General features: G+C 43.5%; 22 protein-coding genes. 10 read left to right on the top strand and 12 right to left on the bottom strand.

Going from position 1 to position 24,449, the window contains the following annotated elements:
- The first annotated feature begins 187 nt into the window (after positions 1-187).
- A complete protein-coding gene (locus AC1RM2_RS12455) occupies positions 188-553 on the top strand; it encodes a hypothetical protein (protein WP_492985404.1) in 366 nt (121 codons plus the stop codon).
- Between the two features lie 102 nt (positions 554-655).
- Here the strand turns inward: AC1RM2_RS12455 and AC1RM2_RS12450 are convergent, their stop codons facing one another.
- A complete protein-coding gene (locus tag AC1RM2_RS12450) occupies positions 656-2,161 on the bottom strand; it encodes a S41 family peptidase (protein ID WP_492985403.1) in 1,506 nt (501 codons plus the stop codon).
- A 307-nt stretch (positions 2,162-2,468) separates the two neighbouring features.
- Between AC1RM2_RS12450 and AC1RM2_RS12445 the strand changes: the two genes are divergently transcribed.
- A complete protein-coding gene (locus AC1RM2_RS12445) occupies positions 2,469-4,319 on the top strand; it encodes a DNA topoisomerase 3 (RefSeq protein ID WP_492985402.1) in 1,851 nt (616 codons plus the stop codon).
- Positions 4,320-4,633: 314 nt separating this feature from the next.
- Here AC1RM2_RS12445 and AC1RM2_RS12440 read toward each other — a convergent pair whose 3' ends face one another.
- Positions 4,634-5,503, bottom strand: a complete 870-nt coding sequence (locus tag AC1RM2_RS12440) for a LysR family transcriptional regulator (protein ID WP_492985401.1) — start codon at positions 5,501-5,503, stop codon at positions 4,634-4,636.
- Positions 5,504-5,595: 92 nt separating this feature from the next.
- Between AC1RM2_RS12440 and AC1RM2_RS12435 the strand changes: the two genes are divergently transcribed.
- Both AC1RM2_RS12435 and AC1RM2_RS12430 read left to right on the top strand, forming a co-directional pair.
- Positions 5,596-7,008 (top strand): MATE family efflux transporter, encoded by a 1,413-nt coding sequence (locus AC1RM2_RS12435; protein ID WP_492985400.1) that lies wholly within the window; start codon positions 5,596-5,598, stop codon positions 7,006-7,008.
- A 7-nt stretch (positions 7,009-7,015) separates the two neighbouring features.
- Complete coding sequence (locus AC1RM2_RS12430; RefSeq protein ID WP_492985399.1) at positions 7,016-7,561, top strand: GNAT family N-acetyltransferase; 546 nt, start codon at positions 7,016-7,018, stop codon at positions 7,559-7,561.
- Between the two features lie 360 nt (positions 7,562-7,921).
- On the opposite strand, the gene AC1RM2_RS12425 is transcribed toward AC1RM2_RS12430, so the two are convergent.
- From AC1RM2_RS12425 to AC1RM2_RS12400, 6 genes are all read right to left on the bottom strand, one after another.
- On the bottom strand, positions 7,922-8,965 hold the full coding sequence (locus AC1RM2_RS12425) for a Fic family protein (RefSeq protein ID WP_492985398.1): 1,044 nt from the start codon (positions 8,963-8,965) through the stop codon (positions 7,922-7,924).
- Between the two features lie 333 nt (positions 8,966-9,298).
- Positions 9,299-10,321, bottom strand: a complete 1,023-nt coding sequence (locus AC1RM2_RS12420) for an asparaginase (RefSeq protein WP_492985397.1) — start codon at positions 10,319-10,321, stop codon at positions 9,299-9,301.
- Positions 10,322-10,356: 35 nt separating this feature from the next.
- Positions 10,357-11,124: a TatD family hydrolase gene (locus AC1RM2_RS12415; RefSeq protein ID WP_492985396.1), complete on the bottom strand. Its 768-nt coding sequence runs from the start codon at positions 11,122-11,124 to the stop codon at positions 10,357-10,359.
- A gap of 48 nt (positions 11,125-11,172) precedes the next feature.
- Complete coding sequence (locus AC1RM2_RS12410; protein WP_492985395.1) at positions 11,173-12,153, bottom strand: FKBP-type peptidyl-prolyl cis-trans isomerase; 981 nt, start codon at positions 12,151-12,153, stop codon at positions 11,173-11,175.
- 56 nt (positions 12,154-12,209) lie between these two features.
- A complete protein-coding gene (locus tag AC1RM2_RS12405) occupies positions 12,210-13,202 on the bottom strand; it encodes an FKBP-type peptidyl-prolyl cis-trans isomerase (RefSeq protein ID WP_492985394.1) in 993 nt (330 codons plus the stop codon).
- A gap of 1 nt (position 13,203) precedes the next feature.
- Positions 13,204-14,214 (bottom strand): DHH family phosphoesterase, encoded by a 1,011-nt coding sequence (locus AC1RM2_RS12400; protein ID WP_492985393.1) that lies wholly within the window; start codon positions 14,212-14,214, stop codon positions 13,204-13,206.
- Between the two features lie 202 nt (positions 14,215-14,416).
- Between AC1RM2_RS12400 and AC1RM2_RS12395 the strand changes: the two genes are divergently transcribed.
- On the top strand, positions 14,417-14,836 hold the full coding sequence (locus AC1RM2_RS12395) for a nucleoside-diphosphate kinase (protein WP_492985392.1): 420 nt from the start codon (positions 14,417-14,419) through the stop codon (positions 14,834-14,836).
- A gap of 452 nt (positions 14,837-15,288) precedes the next feature.
- Here AC1RM2_RS12395 and AC1RM2_RS12390 read toward each other — a convergent pair whose 3' ends face one another.
- Both AC1RM2_RS12390 and recF read right to left on the bottom strand, forming a co-directional pair.
- Positions 15,289-15,579, bottom strand: coding sequence for a DciA family protein (locus tag AC1RM2_RS12390; protein ID WP_477358752.1), 291 nt, complete (start codon positions 15,577-15,579; stop codon positions 15,289-15,291).
- The gene (gene recF / locus AC1RM2_RS12385; protein ID WP_492985391.1) at positions 15,572-16,672 is read right to left on the bottom strand and encodes a DNA replication/repair protein RecF; all 1,101 of its coding nucleotides are present in this window, start codon (positions 16,670-16,672) and stop codon (positions 15,572-15,574) included. The genes AC1RM2_RS12390 and recF overlap by 8 nt, the downstream gene beginning before the upstream one ends.
- 247 nt (positions 16,673-16,919) lie before the next feature.
- Here recF and AC1RM2_RS12380 point away from each other — a divergent pair, with 247 nt between their 5' ends.
- Positions 16,920-17,732: a DUF3108 domain-containing protein gene (locus AC1RM2_RS12380; RefSeq protein WP_492985390.1), complete on the top strand. Its 813-nt coding sequence runs from the start codon at positions 16,920-16,922 to the stop codon at positions 17,730-17,732.
- Between the two features lie 103 nt (positions 17,733-17,835).
- On the top strand, positions 17,836-18,366 hold the full coding sequence (locus AC1RM2_RS12375) for a hypothetical protein (protein WP_492985389.1): 531 nt from the start codon (positions 17,836-17,838) through the stop codon (positions 18,364-18,366).
- Positions 18,367-18,382: 16 nt separating this feature from the next.
- On the opposite strand, the gene AC1RM2_RS12370 is transcribed toward AC1RM2_RS12375, so the two are convergent.
- Positions 18,383-18,850, bottom strand: coding sequence for an SMI1/KNR4 family protein (locus AC1RM2_RS12370; protein WP_492985388.1), 468 nt, complete (start codon positions 18,848-18,850; stop codon positions 18,383-18,385).
- 55 nt (positions 18,851-18,905) lie between these two features.
- A complete protein-coding gene (locus AC1RM2_RS12365; RefSeq protein ID WP_492985387.1) occupies positions 18,906-20,390 on the bottom strand; it encodes an aldehyde dehydrogenase (NADP(+)) in 1,485 nt (494 codons plus the stop codon).
- Between the two features lie 422 nt (positions 20,391-20,812).
- On the opposite strand from AC1RM2_RS12365, the gene AC1RM2_RS12360 reads away from it, so the two are divergent.
- From AC1RM2_RS12360 to AC1RM2_RS12350, 3 genes are all read left to right on the top strand, one after another.
- Entirely contained in the window at positions 20,813-21,145 is a 333-nt protein-coding gene (locus AC1RM2_RS12360; protein WP_492985386.1) for a hypothetical protein, read from the top strand.
- Between the two features lie 156 nt (positions 21,146-21,301).
- On the top strand, positions 21,302-21,643 hold the full coding sequence (locus tag AC1RM2_RS12355) for a winged helix-turn-helix domain-containing protein (RefSeq protein ID WP_492985385.1): 342 nt from the start codon (positions 21,302-21,304) through the stop codon (positions 21,641-21,643).
- Positions 21,644-21,742: 99 nt separating this feature from the next.
- A complete protein-coding gene (locus tag AC1RM2_RS12350; protein WP_492985384.1) occupies positions 21,743-24,328 on the top strand; it encodes a TonB-dependent receptor in 2,586 nt (861 codons plus the stop codon).
- Positions 24,329-24,449: the final 121 nt, after the last annotated feature.

Here is a 24,449-nt window from a genome sequence, read left to right as displayed (position 1 = left end):
TCGTTTATGGCTTTGCTGTTTAAGATGTGTAGATGATGCATGAAATGGATTAAAACTATGTCATTGCGAGCGTAGCGTGGCAACCTCGTCGCCTGCTAAGCGGATTTGCTCAGTTCGGAGATTGCTTCGTACCTCGCAATGACGGATATGTGGTATTGATAATCAATGACAGTAAAATATAACAACTATGAATCAAGATAATCAAAAGTCCTCCCCTTCAGGGGAGGATTTAGGTGGGGCTTCAGCTCCCGCTGTTCCTATCCTCGTCATCGGCCGCCACCCCGAAATTTTGGCAACTGTAGTGCGCCTGGTGAACAACAATCCGGCCTGGAATGCCACCGGCTGCCAAACCGACGATGAAGCTATCCAGGCTTTTGATGCGCAGAGGTTTACCCTGGTACTCCTCGGTGGCGGCATCCCGCCCGAATCAGAATCCCGACTTAGCCAATACTTTCGTAATTGTAACCCCGGTATCCGCATTGTACAACACTACGGTGGCGGCAGTGGCTTACTTGCTGCCGAGATATATGAGGCGCTCCGGTCTATTGGTTAGTTCTGTTTCAAATATCGGAGTTTCATTTAATTCAGCGAGTTCAGTTCAAACGGGCCGTATAATATACGAGTCTCTTTATATCAATACTTTACTCAGCGGCGGCTATTTATTTTCTATCACCGACTGGGTGTAGTCGATCCAGTCGGTTTCGCTAATGGAGTCGTCGATAAAATAATCTGGCTGAATACCTACACCATCTATCATAAAGCCGGGAATCCGGAAACTTTTACTCATGCAATAACCCAACTGAAATTTCTTATCGGGGAAATCGACATAATTCATATTCGAAATATCCAGCTCACCAAATGTCGAGCGGCCAAATACTTTTACTTTAGCGCTTTGTTTTGCCGCCAGCAGGAATTGCTCGTCGGTGCTGCCGTTGTTCTGATTGCAAATAACCGCCACTTTTTGGGGATATGGTAAAACTTCTTTCAGGGTGTCATTATCGGCTATATGATCAGACATGGTTATGAAAGCTCCCAGATGCTCTCGCATCTTTTTGGCAATGTGTAAACAGTAGTTCCTGTTGGTGGTATCATCATACTGCTTTGCATAGTTCTCGTGTGCTGCGGCGTTCAATTCCGTTGCCAGCAATTGCACGCCAACCTCCCTTATAGGGGATGTATAAAGATATGGGATGATCTTTTCATAAGATGCATCTGAGCCGCCTGTACCATTCCGGATTTCGATGATAAGATTAGGCGCAGATTTGATCATGGCATCATATTTCAACAAAGAGCTGTCGATGATCCGTTTTTGATCGGCCCGGAACGAGGGAATACGCAGGTACACGGTTTTATCGCTCAGCTTTTCGATGAATGGCACCGGCGATCTTGAAAAGGATGTTAGTATCGATTCCTTTTTTGTGGGCGGATTTTCGGGATGTACCCTGGTCCAGTAGGCGTTATACAATACCAACAAATTATTGGTTCCGGTTACCAGGTTGGCCTGGGTGGGCCGCGTTGAATGGTTTTGCATATAGTAGCTGGCCGTAAATCCTTTTTTATCGGGATTTAGTGTCATGTCAACTTTAATTTGTTTGGGCATCCAGAAAACACTGTCGGCTTTAATGATAAAGCCTGTATATTTCATCGCGTCTTTGTTATCGCCAATAATACCTATCACGTACCGCCCATCTGTCCAGATACCTTCAACCGGGTTCTTGTTTTTTTTCTTCGCTAAAACGGAAATAAACTGCCCTTCGGTGAGGTCTATGGTCTTTGTATTCTTGTACACCTGCCGAACAGAATCGACATTAAATTTTGTGTTGTTAGCCGATTGTGGCTGATTTATAACCGATATGCCGATATGCCCTGGCCTGAAATACTTGAGCCAGTTATACAACGCGGCCTGACAGTCGAATACTTTCGTAATGTTTTTTACTTTCTGCCTAAACGTTGCGTTATGCTTTTGATAATCGTCCACCCCTTTCTTATCTATTACGTATTGAAAACCGGCGTCGTTCTTCTCGAAGGTTGTTACCATCCACTCAAAGTTGGTGACGCAATTACAATCTTGTGCCGGCGATGCAATCGGACAGCAAAGTATCAAACCGGTTACTAATAAAAATGCAGCGATAAAACTGAAAGATGAGGGCTTTTTTTTCATGTGATCAATTGTTTTGGGTGTTGGGTAAGTATAAGTCGAAATTGGCCCCGAAAAAGTTGCGCGCAAAGGTTAATAAATAATTCGAATCAAATTTAAACAGCTTCTTAGATTAGTCTGCCGGTTCGTTGGTAATTAGTTTGCATCGTAGGGCGCTTTAGTTTATATATTTGTTCCCCGGTTCTAAATTTATTTATTGGTCGCCTCGTGCATGGCACTGTTTGCAAACAAAGCAAGCCGCGTATATGGAAGCGATGAGTATCAAACTATTCACCAATGAACTAATGAACCAGTGAACTAATGAACCAACATGAAAGTTATTATAGCCGAAAAGCCGTCCGTTGCCCGCGAAATTGCCAAAGTATTTGGCGCTACCACCAAAAAAGACGGCTATATGGAGGGTAAAGGCTATACTTTTACCTGGGCATTTGGTCACCTGTTGCAGCTGGCGGCACCGCAGGAGTACGGCTATTACGGCTGGAGCGTTCAAAACCTGCCTATGCTGCCGCCCAAATTCAAACTCTCTATCCGCAAGGTGAAATCAAAGGATGGTATGATTGACGATCCATCTGTTAAAAAGCAGCTGGATATTATTAAAAGCCTGTTTGATGAAGCTACCGAAATTATTGTAGCCACGGATGCCGGGCGTGAGGGTGAACTCATCTTTCGCTATATTTATTATTATTTAAAATGCAAAAAGCCTTTTAAAAGGCTGTGGATCTCGTCGCAAACTGATGAAGCAATTAAAGAAGGTTTCCGCAACCTGAAACCAGGCAGCGATTACGACACACTGTTCAATTCTGCGCATTGCAGGTCGCAGTCGGATTGGCTGGTTGGGATGAATGCCACGCAGGCCTTAAGCCTGTCGTCGGGCAATAGGGGCGTACTGTCGCTGGGGCGGGTGCAGACGCCTACACTGGCCATGATTTGCTCGCGCTATCTGGATAATAAAAACTTTGTGCCCCAGTTGTACTATCAGGTAAGCATACAACCCGATAAGGATGGGCAGGTGTTTAAAGCCATCTCGGTGAATAACTTTAAAACTAAAGAGGAAGCGCAGCTTATTTTTGATAAGGTACAGGATGTGGCATCAGGCTTTCCGCAGGGTGCTCATATTATTAATGTGGAGGCCAAGCCCCGTAAAGAACCACCGCCCTTATTGCACGACCTGAGCAGCCTGCAGCAGGAAGCCAACAAGCGCAAAGGCTTCACTGCCGACCAAACCCTTAACATATTGCAAAACCTGTACGAGGGCAAGCTGGTAACCTACCCGCGTACCGGCAGCCGGTACATTGGCGATGATGTATTTGCAGGCGTACCCGATTTGATTGAAAAACTAAAGGAGCATCCCGATTTCGGCAAACAGGCCACCCTGTTATCGGGCGCCAAGCTGAGCAAGCGCAGTGTAAACGCCAAAAAGGTAACCGATCACCATGCCATATTAACCACTGGCGAACCTCCTTACCAGCTAACGCCCGATAAACAGGCCGTTTACGATATGGTTGCCGGCCGCATGCTGGAAGCCTTTCACCAGGATTGTATTAAGGAGATCACCAAGATCACCATCGAATCGGGTTCGTTGTTTATGGCCAGCGGTACGGTTATACAAACACCAGGCTGGCGCGCCGTATTTAACGATACCGACGAGGAAAAAAAGGACGAGGAAAACCCAACCCTGCCCAAAGTACAGCAAGGCGAAACGTTGCCTATTACGGATAAGGCTTTGTTAGAGAAACAAACCAAGCCCAAGCCCCTGTATAACGAAGCCAGCCTGCTTAAAGCTTTAGAAACAGCAGGGAAAGAAATTGACGACGAAGAATTGCGCTACGCCATGAAGGATAGCGGCCTGGGCACTCCGGCTACCCGTGCCTCCATTATCGAAACATTGCTGAAACGCAATTACATCCTCCGCGAAAAAAAGAACCTGGTACCTACCCCAACCGGGCTGGCGGTATATCAGGTAGTAAAAAACCAGCAAATAGCCCAGGCCGAACTGACGGGTAACTGGGAAAAACGCCTGGAAGAGATCCGTACCGGTGCATCCGTAGCCGATTTCCAGGAAGAGATCAAAACGTATACCCGTGCTATTACCCAGGAGCTGCTGCGCGAAGGAAAGGCATTGAAGATAGAGCCGGTTGCGGCGGGAGCCTCATTAAGTTAGAGGGCCGGGTTTGACTAAAATTCGAATAATGATTTGCGAACTTTCTGTTGGCCCAGGACAAACGCATCTAATTGGGTTAACATAACTTAACATATTTTAGGCATTGTATTTATAAATATTTGATAATCAATTTTTTATATTTATCATGGTTAACACTAAACTGATAAGGATGGCAGGGAAATTGGACATGTCATCCTGAGTTATAAAATCCGGGAACTATGAAATGGAAAATGGCAAAAGAGAATATTTATAGTACATGCTAATGGTAAGCAAGAAAGCATAACATTTTTCTAATTTGAACCTCATTCTCCTTCCTAAGCCAGCCCCTCAACCATTCTTAAAATATTCTTCAATATAGGGCTGTGGTCGTCGGTTCGCCAGTGAACAAACAGGTTGCTTTCAAAAGGAAGTTCAATAAACCGGATGCCCTGGTAGCCCTGGTTGGCGTAGGAGTAAGGCATTATGCTGATGCCGAATTGCCTGGTGATGAGCGAAATGATGGTTGATCCAAAATCGGATGTATAAGAAGACTCGGGCGATATGCCGTAGTGTTCAAACACCTGGTGGGTAAGCTGGCTGTAGCTGCTGCTGCTGTTGGAACGCGGCATAATAAATTTTTGCGTTTGTAATGATTCATCGGTAATATCGGCCAGTTCCTTAAACGCATGATCCTGGGGCAATACCAGGGCCAGGTGATCTGTCTGTACTTTCATCGAGCTGATATTATCCAGCCGGTTCATGTCGCGGCTGAATTTGAGATCGATTTTGTATTTGGTTAAAAACTCCTGTTCGTCTTCATAAGCCAGCTGTATCATTTCAATCTTTAGTTCGGGATAGCGGATGGAGATATCAAGTATCAGCTGCGGGAGGGTAGAAAACGAAATAGAATCCGGGTGCGCTATCCGGATGGACCCGGTTTCGCCAAGCTCGATTTTTTTGGCAAACTGGTGGATGAAATTAAACTCATCTACAATACCAGCCCATTTGGTTTTCAGGAACTCGCCGGCGGGGGTTAGCTTAACACTCCGCTTGGTGCGCTCAAATAGCTGCACATCCAACTCATCCTCCAACGATTTAATTTGCCTGCTTAATGCCGATTGGGTAATGTTTTGTTTGGCCGATGTATTCCAAAAATGAAGTTCGTCTGCAAGGGCCAAAAAGTTTTTTATCTGCTGTAAATCCATATTTATTAATGCGTAAAAATCATTAATTAATCTAAAATAAGCATTTTTTAGCATTTATAGATAGGCTACTTTTACAGCAAATAAAAATCCGCTTGACTTTTTTTAAAAAATATAAAACCCATTACAGCGCTACCATGCGTTTGGCGTACCCGGTAATGATATCGCAGGTGGGGCATCCGTTAGTGGGCTTTTCGGCGTCCATTATATTGGGCCACTTTGCCGGTACGGTACCGCTTGCAGCGCTGGCTATTGCCAATGGGTTTTTTAACCTGATGCTTATTATTGCCATCGGTATATCCTATGGCATAACCCCGCTGGTTGCACGCGAAAACGGGGCCGGTAACTACCTGGAATGCGGCCGGCTGTTGTCGCACAGCGTGGTAGTTAATATCCTGACGGGGCTAATGCTGTTAATTATCACATGGCTTGGCGGGCAATACTTAATAGCACATATTGGCTTGGATAAGGCAGTGGTGGGACAGGCCAAACCCTTGCTGGTATTGCTGGGATTATCTATTATCCCTTTGATGTTGTTTTTATCGTTTAAGCAGTTTGCCGAAGGTTTGGGTTTTACCAGGCTGGCTATGCAGGTGAGCATCTGGGGAAATGTAATCAATATTGTAGTTGGTATTATATTGGTAAAAGGCTTGTTTGGCATGCCGGCCATGGGCGCCAAAAGCATAGGTTACAGCGCTATTATCGATAGAGGGCTGATGGCCATAATTATGGCTGCGTTTGTGCTTAAAAAACAGCGGTTTAATAAGTTCCTGCAAGGCTGCCGCCCTTTTCAGTTTGATGTGGGGCGGTTCAAAAAAATTCTGGCCACCAGCGTTCCCATTGTGTTGCAAAACATTTTCGAGATAAGCGCATTTAGCGCGGCGGTTTTTATAGTAGGGATAATAGGGGCCAGGCAGCTGGCAGCATACCAGATAGCCATGAATTATCTGTCGTTTATTTATTACGCGGTTAACGGTATAGGCACGGCGGCGGCCATTCAAACCGGCTACTTTTTGGGGCAGGCAAAGTTTTATTTACTGCGTGCATCGGCGTTGGCGAGCTATCACCTTACTATTGTATTTCACCTGGTTACCGGGGTGCTGTTGTTGGTTTTAAAAGGTATTTTGCCTAAAGTTATCTCGGTTGATCCGCTGGTGGTGAGTATAGTGGGCAACCTGTTTGTTATAGCTGCCGGGTTAGAAGTTTTCGATGGCCTGCAGGTGGTAAGCCTGGGCATACTAAGGGGCCTGGGCGATTTAAAATACCCGGTATTAATTAACCTGGCCGCTTACTGGGGCGTTGCCTTGCCGGTAGCTTTTTTACTGGGCCTGCATACCCCTATGGGCTTAACAGGCGTTTGGCTTGGGCTTTACAGTGGCCTGCTGGTAGCATCGGCGCTGCTTTACCTGCGTTTCAGACATCTGGCCAATGCCCAGTGTGCTGCTAATTACGTGCCGGCAGAACAGGAGAATTTATTTAACAACGTATTACAACTTGAATCTCAATAATATCATCATGACCGATACAATGACCATGAACAGCGCCGGCATCCGGTTTATTAAAGTGGATATGCAAAACATCCAGGCTTTAAAAGCAATTGGTATCGAAACCTTTAACGAAGCCTTCGCGCACTTAAACACGCCCGAAAATATGCAGGATTACCTGACGACTGCTTTTGCCGACGAGAAGCTGGCCACCGAGGTTAATAACCCTTATTCGGAATTTTACATGGCACAGGTTGATGGTAATATAGTTGGTTACGTAAAAATTAACCACGGGCCGGCACAAACCGACGTAAAGGACGATAATGCTTTAGAAGTAGAAAGAATTTACGTGCTGAAAGCTTTCCATGGCAAAAAGGTTGGCCAGTTACTTTTTGATAAGGCGCTTGATATTGCCGTGCAGATGAAGAAAGCCTACATATGGCTTGGTGTTTGGGAGCACAACGCCAAGGCGCTGGCTTTTTATAAAAAGAACGGTTTTGAGGTGTTTGGCTCGCATCCTTTTTGGCTGGGTGATGATTTGCAGACCGATTTGATGATGAAACGGTATTTAGGGTAGAATGAAGATTGCAAAATGAATGCGGTTGAGCCGATACAGATATGGGATCTTAGTTTAAAGTGCCGAAGCCAAGGCCATTGTGAGTTTTGTTAAATTTAAAATCTACGAACGGGGTACCAGAGGGCGTAAATCAAATTGTCGCTAAACGAATATTGCCGAAGGTTGCCGATTATATCCGTTAATTGGGCTAAAGCCCTATTTTTGTTGGATCTTTGTCCGTTGGCTTCAGCCAACGGCAATGAATTAAATCATTCATTGCCGTCCCTTTTAAGGGGCGGGTAAGCATAAATTGGAAGCTAAGGGCTTTAGCCCAAATAGTCCGTTAGCGACAATTTGATTTACACCCGGTACCAGATAGAGCTAAACGATATGATAATTTGTACCTGGCCCATTTCCTTCTGCTTTAATAAAATTGAATGTCAATAGTTTACTTAGGGCTCGTTTGATGGTAGGAGCGGATAAATTTAATTTCTTAGCAATTTCGCCAGATTTTATTCCTGGATTTGCACTAATTATTGTTAATATCATTTTTCCTCTTCTTGTTAACTGTTGCTCCACCCCATGGATTTTCAATTTTTCCATGAGTGAATCCTGTACGTTCTTCAAACAATCAAGAAAAAAAACAATCCATTCCGTTACATCTTCGCCAGGCCGCTGTGCCTGGCAACTTCTAAGTACTCTATAGTATTCTGTCTTTCGGTATTCTATTTCGTGCTCTAAACTAACGTATTGTATCCATTGGTAGCCTGCCTTTTGCAAAAGCAACGTAGACAGGAGGCGGCTTAAGCGACCGTTTCCATCCTGAAAAGGGTGGATAGTTACAAACTCGTAACTAAAAACGGCGCATTTAACTAATATGTCAATTACATTATCCTGATGAAACCAATCAATCATTGTACGCATGGCATCCACCGTGGCAAAACCGGGTTCAGTAGTTCTGAAAATTATTTGTGAAGATCCATCTGGCATTTGAGCTTGTACCGCATTGGTGTGTTGCTTATAATCACCTTTATGCCATTGGTCTTTTTCACTATATTTCATTAAAATATTATGTAGGTTTTTTAGTCCGCTTTCTGTAATTGGGATGTCCTCATAAGATTCATTTATTATATCCAGCACCTCGAAGTAGCCTACAACCTCCTGTTGATCTCTTTCCTGTAATTTCGAAATGTCAATATCTTTTAAAAGTACATCAACCTCTTCATCACTTAACTTTGACCCTTCAATGCGGGTAGATGCACCTACGCTTCGAACAGTCGCTATGGATTTTAGTTCTTTCAGGCTTTGTCCTTCTCTGCGCTCTATAGATTTCCATTCTGCATCGAAACGATTGATATCACTAATTAATGCAATAAGCTTCCAGTCAAGCTTCAGTGTTAACAGGCCAATATTAACTTTACTCATATACAAATATAAACATTAATAATCTTTTTGAGCCGATATGAGCCGATAAGAGCTAATGTTGATCCGATAGAATATACCTACTGCAAATAGGTTTTGTACTATCCAAGAACTAAATTTTGAGCCGATATGAGCCGATAAGAATTGATGTTGATCCGATCGGATAAATAGGTTTGTGATATTCAATAACCGCACCCTGGCCTATTATGTGCCAAGGTGATCTGGCTGATATACGGATTTAACCGCTATATCCATGTACACAAAGCGTGCTACGTTGTTATCTAACGGGAAGACGCTTGATTAAGTCAAAAAGTTAAAACCTATTGGGAAACCTTTTTACGATACCGTTATCTCGCCCCTTAAATCCGTTTCCATATAATGTTTTACCAGGGCCGGGTCGTCAAATTTGCCCAGCAGGTACATCATTTTGGTTACTGCCGATTCAAAAGTCATGTCGTAACCGTTGGCTACGCCCATATCTTTAAGTTGCTTGCTGGTTTCGTAACGGCCAAGTTCAACCGTACCTACTTTGCATTGCGAGATATCTACAATCACTTTACCGTCTTTAATGGCTTTCTCCAGCAGGTTGATAAACCATGCGTCGGTTGTGGTATTGCCCGCCCCAAAAGTTTCCATTACAACGCCTCGTACATCGGCATTTAAAATGGCCTCAACTACTTTTGTGCCTATGCCAGGGTAAAGTTTTAATACACCTACATCGCTGATAAGGTTGTTGTGGATGATAAGCTCGTCGCCGTCGTGTGGGTGCCTGATATCGTTGGCACTGAATTTAAGGTGCACGCCACTCTCGGCCAGGATGGGATAATTTGGCGAGCGGAAGGCCTCAAACTTTGATGAATTATATTTAAAGGCGCGGTTACCACGGAATAGTTTGTAATCAAAATAGATACATACCTCGGGTACGCGGGCGCGGTCGTTCTTCTTGGCCTTTGCAATTTCAATGGCGGTCATCAAGTTTTCCTTGGCATCAGTACGGATAGCGCTGATTGGCAATTGCGAGCCGGTAAAAATGATGGGCTTGCCTAAATTTTCGAGCATAAAACTCAACGCCGAGGCGGTATAAGCCATGGTGTCTGAACCGTGGAGGATCACAAAACCATCATTATCATGATAATTGGATTCGATAAGGCCGGCCAGGTCGCTCCAGATGGCCGGGTTCATATTTGATGAATCAATGATCTCTTCGAAAGAATGTACTTTAATCCGGCAGTTTAGTTTCTCCAACTCGGGCACATTATCCATTATTTGCTCAAAGTTGATAGGCTTAAGCACCTTGGTTACAGGATCGCTCATCATACCTATGGTACCGCCGGTGTAAATGATCAGTATCTGGCTCATTAATTAAGTATTATGCTGTATAAACATTTCAATTATTATATTCCAAATATCAGCCTAGAATTTTCGGTTGTTACGCGCGCAACCTCCTCCACACTGGTTTGGTGCAGGTCCGCCACTTTTTGGGCAATATAAATCAAGTACGAGCTTTCATTAGGTTTACCCCGGAACGGAACGGGCGTAAGGTACGGAGAATCTGTTTCTAAAACTATATGCTTTAAATCAATTTCGGCCACAACTTTGTCGAGCCCCGAATTTTTATAGGTAACAACGCCGCCTATACCCAGGTAAAATCCTAAATCAATCACCTGTTGGGCTTGCTCCACAGTGCCACCAAAACAATGGAATATGCCGCGTAGCTTATCGTCATTTTCCTGCTGTAATACTTCATAAACTTCGTTGTAAGCATCCCTGCAATGAATTACGATGGGCAAATCAAGACTTTTTGCCCAGTTAATTTGCTGTTTGAATGCTTCAACCTGTTCGGTTAAAAAAGTTTTGTCCCAATAGAGGTCGATACCAATTTCGCCTATGGCGTAAATTGGATGTTGCCCCTGCGCCGCTTTAATGCTTGCCAGTTCCTGCTCCCAATCTGCCTTTACCGAGCATGGGTGCAGGCCCAGCATAGGGTAACATAAACCGGGATAAGCCTGTACCAGGTCATAAACCAGGGGTACCGATGCCGTATCTACGTTGGGCAAAAACAGGCGGCTGATATTATTGTCGATACAACGCTGCACAAGGGCGGCGCGTTTACCGGGAATAGTTTCGTAGTATAAATGGGTATGTGTGTCTGTTAATACCATGTTGCAAAAGTAAAAAGCCTCCCCGGTTTATCAGGAAGGCTTTTAAGCTTAATTTTTCTTTTTAGCTGCAGTTGTTTTTTTCTTTACCGTGTGCTTAACGCATGGCTTGGCAGCAACGGGTGTATGTTTGCCGGGTTTTACCTTTACAATCTCAAGATCGAACACCAGTGTGGCATAAGGCGGGATAGCGCCGTTACCCATACCTTGCTCGCCATAGCCCAATTTTGATGGGATAATGAATTTGGCTTTTGATCCTTCGCGCAGTAAAGCCAGGCCTTCTTCCCAGCCCGGTATTACGCGATGCTCGCCTAAAACTACCGGAAGCGGCTCGTAAGGGCGTCCCTGCTGATAAACGCCGCCTGCCTTTGCATCTGCTTCGATACTGGAATCAAATGTTTGGCCATTGAGCAGCCTGCCGGTATAATTAACCATTACCGTATCGCCATCCAACGGCTTGCGCAGGGCAGATGCCTTGGTTACAATATACTTTAAGCCGGATGCTGTTGTAACAGGGTTTAGTTTATTGGCCGTTATGTAGGTGTTGGTTTCAGTAACTTCCTGTGATTTCATCTTCTCAATAGCAGCGGTACGTTCGGCCATGGCTTCCTGTAACGATTGTACTTTGATTATTTTAAGGATAAACACCAGCTTGCTGCCTTTAGGGAAAAACGGCGGGCGCGCTTCTTCATGCCCCTTAAAAATAGAATCGGTTGGTACTTTCACCATTGCGCTGTCATTCAGGGCAAGCAGCGGGAAAATATCCATTAAATCGGCTACATTTTGCGATGGGCGGATTTGTGCCGGTTGAGGCTTACCTGTTTTAAATGAGCTGTATAAAACCGAATCCTTATCTGTCATCTGGATATAATTAAAATAAACGATGTCGTTCAGTTTAATTTTTTCGCCGGTGTTATGAGTAAATATCTGGTATTGGGCGCCGGCAGGTGTGGTTTGCATACCGTTTTGTGCACGGGCGGCTAGCGTAGCTATGCCAAACAGGGCCGTTAATAGATAAAAAATGTTTTTCATAAAAATAGAAAAAGCCTTCCTGACGCGTGTCAGGAAGGCTGTAAAAGCGTTATAAATTATCTTTGAGTAGGTTGCGACTGGCTTGGCGCCTGTTGCATTTGCATTTGCGGCATAACCGGTTTTGGTGCATTTGGATTAGGTTTCACAATTTCAACCATTTCCATTTCGAAAATAATTGGTGTGAATGGGCCGATAGGGCCAACACCCTGATCTCTGTAGGCAATAGCCGAAGGGATAACCAAGGTGATTTTCGAACCTTTGTTCATCAATTGCAAACCTTCGTCCCAGCCTGGTATTACTTTAGCCTGGCCAACCGGGATGCGGAGAGGTGCAAACGGACGACCTGGTTCAATGGGTTGTTTTTCTTTTATGGCTATTTCTTTAACACTGGTTTCAAATATTTTACCATTTGGAAGCCTGCCGGTGTAGTTAACAACAGCGGTATCGCCAACTGCCGGAGTTGGGCCTGTACCTGGTGTAGTAATAACGTAGTTTAAGCCCGATGCGGTAGTTGTAACTTTAAGGTTATGATCGGCAATGTACTTTTTGATTTTGCCTGGCTCCTGTGCTTTCATCGCTTCGGTAAGGGTTTTTAAGTAATCCTGTACCCTGCCACGGAAAACCTGCTCGGTAAGTGAACCTTTTGCCAATACTTTATTGATATTAACCTGGAATATTAAAAATTTGCCTTTCAGGTTTGGCGGACGTTGCTGGCCACCTTTAAATATCGAATCGGTTGGTACTTTAAAAGTTGCGCTATCACCTTCGCCAAGCAATTCAAGGCCGGCATAAATATCACCTTTAGCCTGTGGTTTAGGCATTGGCATAATGATGATAGGGTGACCCATATCATAAGTATTGCTCAATACCGAATCACCATCGGTTTTTACAATCATATTTACGCTCACGAAGTCGCCGTCTTTAATATGGGTACCGCCTTTAGATGTGTGGATGTTATAAAGTAACCCAGCATCTCCTTTTTTAAAGCCTCCGTTGCAACTTGAAAATCCAATTGCAGCAATGGCCAGGAACATTAATTTTTGTTTCATTTTATTGATTTAATAGTTTTTTATATTCGGGTAAAATGGTTTTGAATTGTTGTACAACCTGTTCAAGGGTGTTACTTGAATGACCGCCGGCCGCATTGCGGTGACCGCCGCCATCAAAATATTTTTTGCAAATTTCGTTTGCCGGAAATTCGCCTTTTGACCGTAACGAAAGTTTTACCCTGTCGCTACGTTCCACTATAAAAGCGGCCAGTTTTATATCCGCCATTGATAGTGCATAGTTTACAATGCCTTCGGTATCGCCGGTATCAACATCGTACTTATGCAAGTCGGTATTATTAACGGCAATAATTGCGGTATGGTATTCGGGCAGCACTTCAAGGCAATTTGCCAGGCAATGTCCTAAAAATCTTAACCGGTTTTCGGTTGCACTATTGTACACCAGTTCGTGAATACGCCAGTTAACCGCGCCCAAATCAATCAAGTCGGCAACAATGCGGTGCACGGTTGATGTGGTATTGGGCAGGCGGAACGATGCTGAATCGGTCATGATGCCAGTGTATAAGCAGGTTGCTACATCGGCATTAATCAATTCGCGATGGTGCAGCTCGTTAACAATAAAATCATAAATAAGCTGGGCCGTTGCACAGGCATTAATGTTCCAGTGGCGGTAGTCATCAAAATCCTGCGGCTCCAGGTGATGATCTATCATGATTTTGTAAGCCTTGCTTTCGCCTACCAAGACACCCATTTCATTGATGCGGCTTAAGGCATTAAAATCAAGACAAAATATAAGCTCGGCATCGGCAATTAACGTTGCCGACTTTTCGATCTGCTCTGTATATATGATAACATCGCCATTGCGGGGCAGCCAGCTTAAAAAAGCAGGGTAATCTGTAGGGGCAATAACCGTGGCATGATGGCCTTGCTGTATCAAATAATTGTACAAACCCAATGACGAGCCCATAGCATCACCATCAGGTTTATGATGGGTAGTGATCACTATTTTTCTGGGGCTTGCTAAAAGTTCTGTAAGCGCGGCTAAATCTAACATCAATTTTAAAAAAGAGTTGCAAAGCTAAATAAATAAATTAAATACAAACCATCTATTTTAACACAAAAAGCTTTATCTTACAGATGTAAAAAGCTACTTTTGCGGCAAAATATTAAATATAAAGCAACCATTGGCGGCCGGGGCAAGCAACCGGCAGTCTACTTTATCGCATTTCAATCACAACCAAAAAATAATTAATATAATGACCACAAACAGAACTTTTACCATGATTAAGCCAGATGCCGTTGCAAACGGACATATTGGTGCTATAATAGACAAGATAACCAAAAGCGGTTTTAAAATAATCGCCCTTAAATACACAGCATTAAGCGCCGAAAAGGCAGGCCAGTTTTATGAAGTGCATAAAGAACGTCCTTTTTATAATGCCCTGGTAACATTCATGTCGTCGGGCCCGATAGTAGCGGCTATTTTGGAAAAAGATAACGCTATTGAAGATTTTCGTAAACTAATTGGCGCTACCGATCCTGCTAAAGCAGAGGAAGGTACTATCCGTAATCTGTTTGCTAAATCAATTGACGCAAATGCTGTTCATGGATCCGATTCGGACGAAAATGCCGCAATTGAAGGCAGTTTCTTTTTCTCGGCGTTCGAGCGGTTTTAATAATCAGGTATTTATGGATGTAATGCAAACGTTACATCCATAAATAAATTTGGTGCGGGTTTTGTGTTGTTAAATATAAATTTGTAAGTTTACAAAACGGGGTTGAATTTTTTGTTAACCTAAACAATATTATAAACCGGGGCAAAATCCCAATAACTCATTTAAATATGAAATTGTTTTTGAAGGTTGTTATATATACACTGATTGTTGTATGTTTATGTACATGCACAATATTGCTTTATAAAAGCCACCCCGAAGTTCAATTAGCTTTTGTTATCCCCGGATTGTTTATTTTAATATACTCCATGATTACTGATGACCTTGGCATCAGGCAACATATCCGCGCACGTCAGCTTCGTATCTCAAGAGAGAGGTAATATTCTATTTACGCTTTTGGTTTGGTGCAATTATTACCCGGTTTTCCCAATCAGGGTATTTTTTTGCAGGTGAGTTTATAGGAATACAATCTCCTCAACCAAAATTCCTCTTGCTTCAGCATTAATTTTATCTATAATCTGGCTGCGCATCAGCATCAATTCGTGTTTTATCACCGATGATTCAATCCGAAGAAATAATTTTTTATCGCGGATAAATAATTCTTTGGTACGGTTTGCTACCGATTTACCCACCAGCTCGGGCCATGCCGCGACCACGCCGGTTTCATCATATCTACGCTTAATTTTGTATACATTAAGCATTTGCTCAATGGCTTCCTTTAATGATTTATCGTTTGTTTTACGCATCAATAGCTCCTTTGCTCACATTAAATAATTTAACCTCCACAGCAATTTTATCAAATATTTCACTTACCCGCTTTATGCTGGTATCAGTAATAAATACTTGTCCAAAATCATTGTTGCTCACCATTTTCATTAGTTTGGTAACGCGTTCATCATCCAGCTTATCAAAAATATCATCCAGTAACAACAAAGGCTTAAATCCTTTTTGCTGGTATAAAAAAGTATACTGCGCCAGTTTAAGTGCTATTAAAAATGATTTCTGCTGTCCCTGCGACCCGAATTTTTTCATGGCCATGCCGTGAATGCCAAATTGCAGGTCGTCTTTGTGGATACCGGCGGTAGTACGTTCAAGAGCCCTGTCGCGCTCCACCGTTTTTTTTAGCAAGCCGGCAAAATCATCCTGTAATAACTGCGATTCGTAAGCCAGTTCAACCAGTTCGGCATCGTCGCTTAAAAAGCTGTAGTGTTTGTTAAATATTTCGGTAAAGCCTTCCATAAAAGCCTTGCGGCGTTCAAATATACGGTTGCCCGACTGTACCAGCTGCTCATCCATTACCTCCAGCAGGCTTGGGTCATACCGGCCCGTATCAGCTATCAGCTTCAGCAGGGCGTTGCGGTTGGCCAGTACCTTGTTGTAGGTTATCAGCTCATCAAGGTAATGGTTATCTGTTTGCGATATTACATTATCAATAAACTTGCGGCGTTCCTCGCTTCCTTCGGTTATAATGCTGGTATCATAGGGCGATATCATCACCAATGGCAGCAAGCCAATATGATCGGCCAGGCGCTGGTAATCTTTTTTATTACGCTTAAACTGTTTTTTTTGGTTCCGTTTTACCGAGCAAGCTACGGCCTCGGTTTGCTGGCTTTTGTTAAAAACACCGGTTATGATAAAAAAATCGGAGCCTTGTTTTATCTGCTGACTATCTATCGGGTTAAAATAACTTTTACAAAGCGACAGGTAATGTATAGCATCAAGCAAATTGGTTTTGCCCGCGCCATTATTACCCGTAAAGGCATTAACACCCTTGCTGAAAACAAGTTCGGCCTCCTCGTAATTTTTAAAATTGATAACTGATAGCTGCTGCAGATACATGGGGTTGTAAAGGTAAGGTTTTTGGTTGGATGGGATTGATTTGAGGATTTGAAAATTTGAGAATTTGAAAATGACTAATAGCATTGCGCTACGCTTGCCGATAAAGCCTAACCGTTCATTGAACAAAAAGGCAAACACGTTAAAAATAAAACTGCAACCGTTGAAATGATTTTTATTGCCGGAGCCGAAAACGCAGCTTTGATTAAATAAATAGAATTAACCACCCTTGCCGGCCCATTAAATTACCATGAAAACGGAACATATAGTTGAAAAAATAATAGCCATTACCGTTACTTTATTGTTGCTGACTGCGCATTGCCCCAAGGTAATGGCGCAAACAGATACTATTCGTTTAAAAGATAAACGCCTTGTTATAGCCAACCTTAAACCGGGGTTGCGGCAATACCTGGTGTACTTTCAAAATCTTAAGGACGATAGGAGGTTGCGCATGTCTGTCTGGCTACGCGATGTAGAAACAGGCAATCGTAACGGCGAGGAGATAGTCACCGTAACCCAGCATTGGTATGCAGCCGACAGCGCATCGTACCGGTCGACATTCTCGGCAAACAGGGCGGCGGATTTTACGCCGGTTTATCATTCAGAAACCATAGGCACAAAAACCAAAGCATTCAATTGGGGCGCTGCTAAAATTGCCGGTGCCGATACCGTGAAAAATAACCTGGCGAAGGATTTTTTGCTAAATGTTAAAGAGCCTTATTTTAACTGGAACCTGGATATAGAAACTTTTGAGATGCTGCCTCTTGCGGCCGGCAAAACATTTGCCATCAATTTTTATGATGTGGTGAGCAACACTCCGGAATACGCGGTTTACAAAGTAACCGGCAGTGAAGAGCTGGCCACATTGGACAACGAAAAAGTTGATTGCTGGAAGCTGTTTACCGAAGCCGATTTTAAAGGCCAGCACTATACCCAAACCTTTTGGATAAGTAAAAATACCCACGAGTTTTTACGCGAAGAAGATTTTTTTAACGGCGGCTATCGCTATAAAATTAAACTTGCAGGTGCCGCACCCGATGTGGTAAAGCGGTTTGGGAAGTAAGTAGCCGAATGGCTAACAATATTGAAGCAGTAACTTGAGTTTTTGAAAATGGTTATTAAACCTTTTCCGGATGTTATAGTCAAATTCGGAAACCTGCTTCATCATGAAAAAACTTATCGTCATCCTGTTATCCATTGCTTTTAGCGGTACTGCATTTGCCCAGCAAACAGCAATATTTAACACCAACGACCTTGCAGTGTATAATGCTGTAAAATCAAGTAAAGACAGTTCGTACAATTTTACCTTTGTTTACCCAGACGGTAAACTGGCTACTATAATTAAAAACGGGAAAACAGCTACCATAGTAAATCCCGATGGTACAAATACGGTAGTATCGCAAACAGGGCAAACAACTACTGCTACCAATTCAGATGGTACACATTCGTTGTGGATAGATAATGGGGCAACCATCACTGTTGTTAATCCAAACGGGACACATTCTACAATAATAAAAAATGGATCATCCTCAACAATCGTTAACCCCGATGGTACACACACTACCATGATAGATAACGGGCAAACCCTGGTTATTGTAAATCCTGATGGCACGCATTCAGTTGCGGTTAAAGCAACCAGCAACACAACTATCGTGGTAAATCCTGATGGTTCGCATACGGTGGTAACAACGCCTTGAACGGAAAATAGTTAGATTATCTTTTTAATTGAACTCTCCAATCATACAACCCATTCTTATCGTATAATCCACCAATTAGGAATCTTCTGAGAAACTCGACAAAAGAATTTGTCAAAACGATGTTGTCGTTGGTGTTGTCTATTGTGGTTATTTTATAGTCATTATTGCTATCCGGGTTTACTATCAACTCCCATGTGTCACAATAAATCATAAACTCGGCTATGTACAACTCTTTATAATTGCGTTGTTCCTTATTCTCTATTATATCGTTTAGTGGAATGATGCTAAACATATCCTCATCAGATATAAAACCGTCTGTGAATTCATAAAACTGCCGGATGTCGTCCGGTAATTTTATGTTGTAGGCGTTTTCTACAGCTTCTATCTGATTTTGGCTTGCTCCCTTATTAAGGGTTATATCGGTATCGCCTAAATGGGTTTTCAGATAATTAATAACGTCCGCAATGGATTTGAAAAGAAGCATGATGCTAATTTATTAATAAATCGGCATCATGCTAAGTTACCGGTGTCAAGCTTAATTATTTCTTCCACTCATTATCTACCAGCCTCCAAATTCCCAAAGGATTCGCATTTTGCAACGCCAAAGGCAATAAACCATCAGGGCAGTTTTGGTAGCATACCGGGCGAACCCAGCGTTTTACGGCGTTGGTGCCCACTGCGGTAAAGCGGCTATCGGTAGTAGCCGGGAAAGGGCCGCCATGAACCATACTATGGCAAACTTCAACCCCGGTTGGTACGCCGTTAAACAATACACGGCCGGCAATTGATGGCAGTAATTGTAGTAAAGCTTTATGCCCTGCAAAATCCTCGTCGGTACCCATTACGGTGGTGGTTAACTGGCCCGATACCGATTTTAATACTTTAAGCAGTTCCTGCTCGTCTTTACAGTTTACCATCAGTGAGTATGGTCCAAAAACCTCTTCGTGCAGTAATGGGTTGGCTAAAAAAGTTTCGCCGCTTACCAGGGCTACGGTTGGTAACGCCTCAATATCGTATGCTTCGGTAGCCGATTTCTGGATCACCTTAACACCATCCTGCGTTAACGCTTCATGGCTCTTTTTTTCATAAGCAGTATGGATACCCGCATGCAGCATTTTGGCGGGCTTTATAGCTTCAATGCCTTTGCCAAGGCTATCCAGGAAACTGTAAAGTCCGTCGCCTTCAATAGCCAGCATCAGGCCCGGGTTGGTACAAAACTGGCCCATGCCCAAAGTTATTGAGCCGGCATATTGTGCGGCCAGGTCGGCGGCGTTTTTGTTTAAAGTATCAGGCAAAAATACAACCGGGTTTATACTTCCCATTTCAGAAAAAACAGGGATGGGTTTTTTGCGTTGCGATGAGTATTGCAGCAATGCCAAACCGCCAACGGTTGATCCGGTAAAGCCAACTGCCGCTGTTTCATCAGCCTGCACCAAAGCTTTGCCACTTTCAAACGAGGTGCCATGTACATGCTGAAAAATATGTTCAGGCATATTGCTGCTTAAAATGGCTTTTTTAATAGCGCTGTACACCATCTCCGAAGTTTCGGCATGGGCCGGGTGCGCTTTTACTACTACGGGGCAGCCTGCTGCTAAAGCGCTCGCGGTATCGCCGCCTGCGGTTGAGTAAGCGAAAGGGAAATTACTTGCCCCAAAAACAACTACCGGGCCAAGCGGTGTAAGCACTTTACGAACATCGGGTTTCGGCAATGGTGCCCTGTCCGGATTAGCAGTATCAATACTGGCTTCTACCCAGCTGCCTTCGCGTAGCATGGTGGCAAACATGCGTAGCTGGCCCGTGGTGCGGGCGCGCTCGCCGGTTAAGCGGGGAATAGGCAGGTTGGTTTCTTCGGATGCCTTTTGCAGCAAGGCATCGCCTAAAGCTTCAATTTCGGTAGCGATAGCCTCTAAAAACAGGCTTTTTTGCTCTATGCTGGTTTGCTGGTAAGCTTCAAATGCAGTTTGCGCTTGTTGCATTACCTGGTTTATTTCGTCAACGCTTGCTTCTTTAAAATTATTTGCCATGGCAGATGTAAGTTTGAATGAACAACGGTTTGCACCGCATGTATGTTTAGGCAAATATATTTAAAGCGGGACAAAAGCGGTGGGTGTTTTCTAACAGGTACTAACAGTATTTTGTCGTTTTTTGGAATGGTTACAAAGTTGTTTTTTGTAGCCGACGATGTTTTCGCGGCAACCATTTTTCTGAGGAAGCATAAACTTCGGTAGGCGAAGATCCATTTTTTGACCTGCAGGGGGCTTTGATTTCCCCGCCTTTTAATTAATATTTAATAAATGCAATTTTCTGGTAAATTATAGCTATCTTTCAGCAATTCCTTCCTTAATATACTACATAACTTAGGCGTTGCCATTTTCTGATACGGTGATAGTTAAGCTTTAACATAATACCAGCCCCTAAGGGGCTGCAATACCGTAAAAATAATCATATGACAGTTGCTGCCGAAAAATCTATTGAAACCGAAACCCGCATGTACATGTACGACCTGCTGAACACCGCTAAAGAATTTGGCTTTAAGGCCGAAGACAGCTGGGAGTTGAGCATGGTAACCAATACCGACAGGATAAGGATCCAAAAAGATTATTACCCTACCATCGCCGCCAAAGTTGGCCCCGAAATTTTGTTACAGGTATTTCATACCGTAAAAACGCGTCTAAATCAAACGTTCAACAAAGAGCCACAAAAAATTGACGAGCGTAACCCGCCGGTTGAAGATTTGAATTACCTGGTAGCCTTTAATCCGAAAAGGCCGAGGACATAAGGAATGCGTTTCCGCATTGTAAAAAATTGTAAAGGCGCATCACATGCGTCTTTTTTTGTGAGGTTTTAGCATGTAGCATCACCAGGTACAAAAGTTGAGGCTAAGATTATTTGTTATGATATATTTGTACCATGTTCAACACTGATTTTTTGTAACATGCACAAGGAATTAAATTTAAACGGACGCATCTGGTTTGAAACTGCCGACGGAAAGCTAATGGGCCATGGCAGGGTTGAGCTGCTGGAGCGTATACAGCAATCAGGCTCATTAAGACAGGCCGCGTTGCAAATGAAAATGTCGTACAGGCAAGCCTGGGATATAATAAATTATATGAATGAGCACTTTGGCTCGCCGGTGGTTATTTCGCACCGGGGCGGTAAGGGGGGCGGCAGCGCCGAAGTTACCGAAAAAGGAGTTAAAGCAATTGAGCAGTTTAAGCTGTTCCAGGCTAAGTTCAAGGAATTTTTGAAGGAAAATAGCCCGCTTATCCAGGTATAAAATCAACAGTAAAAATAAATCAGCGCGCCGGTTTACATAACCGGTTTATTTTTTACTTTCGTTATATAAATAAAAGCATATCGAAATTTAATCAACCGCATGAGAAAAAGCTACTTTTTATTATTAATGATATTATTTACCGTGAGCGTATTTGCCCAAAGCAACAAAAAGACGAAAGACCCTATCGCCCCAAAAAGTGATACTACACAAATTAAAAAGCAGGAGCTTGGGGAGGTAGTGGTATCCGCATCGCGCATTAGTGAAAGTATTTTACGGTCACCGGTAAGTATCGAAAAAATTACTGCAGCCGATTTTCGGAGATCTGCCGCACCCTCATTTTTTGACGCGCTGGAAAATGTGAAAGGTGTACAGCTGATAACCCCCAGCCTTGGCTTCAGAATCATCAATACCCGTGGTTTTGCCAATACCACCAACGTGCGTTTTACCCAACTGGTTGATGGAGTAGATAACCAGGCCCCCCACATTGGCGCCCCAATTGGCGACGCGATGGGCCCAAGCGATCTGGATATTGAAAGTGTGGAAATTATCCCCGGCACAGCATCGGCTTTATATGGCTTAAACGCCATCAACGGGCTGGCCAATTTTATCACCAAAGATCCTTTTACCAGCCAGGGCATCAGCATTCAGCAAAAAACAGGTATTAATCATCTTGGTGATTCGGAGACATCTGCAAAGCTGTTTTCCGAAACCAGTTTCAGGCTGGCCAGGGCTATCTCCAAAAAGTTCGCCTTTAAAATAAACGGCACCTATACCACCGGGTACGATTGGATTGCCGATAGCCGCACTGATTTGAATACTACTGCCAACACTAAATTAGGTATTGCCGGCGGTCCCGATAACCCTGGTTACGATCCGGTGAATGGCTATGGTAATGAATCATCTGACAGGAAAACCGTAACACTTGGCGGTAAACAATATTCCATTGCCCGTACCGGTTATGCAGAAAAGGATGTAACCAGCTACAACCTGCACAACGTAAAGGTTGATGTTGGCCTGGCTTATAAGATTAATGATAATACCCGCTTAACTTACACCTACCGCTTTGCCGATCTGGATAATATTTACCAGCGTGCCAACCGTTTCAGACTTTCAGGTTATGTTTTGCAGCAACACGCGCTTGAACTGAAGAACAATATTTACCAGGTACGGGCCTACTGGACCAACGAAAATACCGGCAAATCATACAACCTGCGTTCGGCTGGCGAAAATATCGACCGTAATTATAAAGATGATAATACCTGGTATGCCGATTTTACCAAAGGTTTTAATACGGCCACATCTGCAGGCGCTACCGTACCACAGGCTTTACAACAGGCACGGCAGTTGGCTGATGCCGGCCGCTACCAGCCCGGAACCGCTGCATTTAAAGCTACGCTTGATAAACTGGCCGATATCAATAACTGGGATGTAGGTGCGGCACTGCGGGTTAAGGATGATATGTGGCATGCTGAAGGCCAGGTAGATATCTCGAACGCTATTTCATCAACATTTAAAAAACAAACAGGCCTTGATCTGATGGCCGGCTTTGATCATCGTACCTACATCATCCACCCGGATGGTAACTACTTTATTAATTATGTAAAAGGGCAGGAATACAGCAATCTTGATTACAGTAAAACCGGTGGCTTTGTGCAGGTTGCCAAATCACTTTTTGATGACGAGTTAAAGCTGTCGGCCACCCTGCGTGCTGATAAAAACGACTACTTTAGCCTGAAACTGAACCCACGTTTTACTGCAGTATTTTCGCCGGTACCAGAGCAAAACTTCAGGGTATCGTTCCAGAGCGGTTATCGTTTCCCAAGCATTTTTGAAGCATTTAGTAATGTGAACAGCGGTGGCGTAAAACGGGTTGGTGGCTTGCGGGTTGTATCAAACGGCGTTTTTGAAAACTCCTATGTGCGTACCTCGATAGATGCTTTCCAGGCGGCGGTTAAAAATGATTTTAACGCGGGAATGTCAACCAGCGCCGCCATCGAAAAAGAAAAAGGCTTGCTTAAAAAGAATACCTATACCTACCTGCAACCCGAGCATATCAACTCGTTTGAGGCTGGTTATAAGTCGTTGTTTTTTAATGGTGATTTGAGTGTTGATGCTGATTTTTACTACAACCGCTACAATAATTTTATAGGGCAGATTGAACTAAACGTACCCGGAACCACCAAACCAGATTCTATCCCTTACTACCTGAACGATAAAACCAAACAAGCCCGCTACCGGGTGTGGACAAACTCGCAAAGCGTAGTTTATAACATTGGCGGCAGCCTGGGGCTATCCTATCGCCTGTGGCAAAAATATATTTTAACGGGTAATGTGTCATACGCCAAACTACAGCGCACCGCTAACGAGGATGCACTTGAAGATGGTTTTAACACGCCGCAATGGATCGCCAATTACTCTTTTGGCGGCAACCATGTGATAGGCAATTTTGGCTTTAATGCCACCTATAAATGGCAAAGCGGTTTTTACTGGCAATCGTTTTTGGTTAATGGCAATGTAGCATCATACGGTACTATTGATGCCCAGGTTAATTACGATTTTGTGAAAACAGGCCTTAATGTTAAAATTGGGGCCAGTAACCTTACCAATCAATATTACTATTCGTTTTTAGGCGGCCCGGCTATTGGCGGCTTTTATTATACCACGCTCACGCTGAATATAAAATAAGGAGAGAGGGAAAAATAAAAGAGCAAAGGGATGTGTGATTCCTTCCTTGGGGAAGGGAAGGTAGGGGTTAAATCAGGCGTTCAAGTAGGTCTATGATAGGTCGCTCAAATAACCCCTCCCT

This window comes from Mucilaginibacter sp. GW822-FHT03E02 (assembly GCF_058801545.1).
This window is presented reverse-complemented; position numbering and strand designations above follow the sequence as displayed.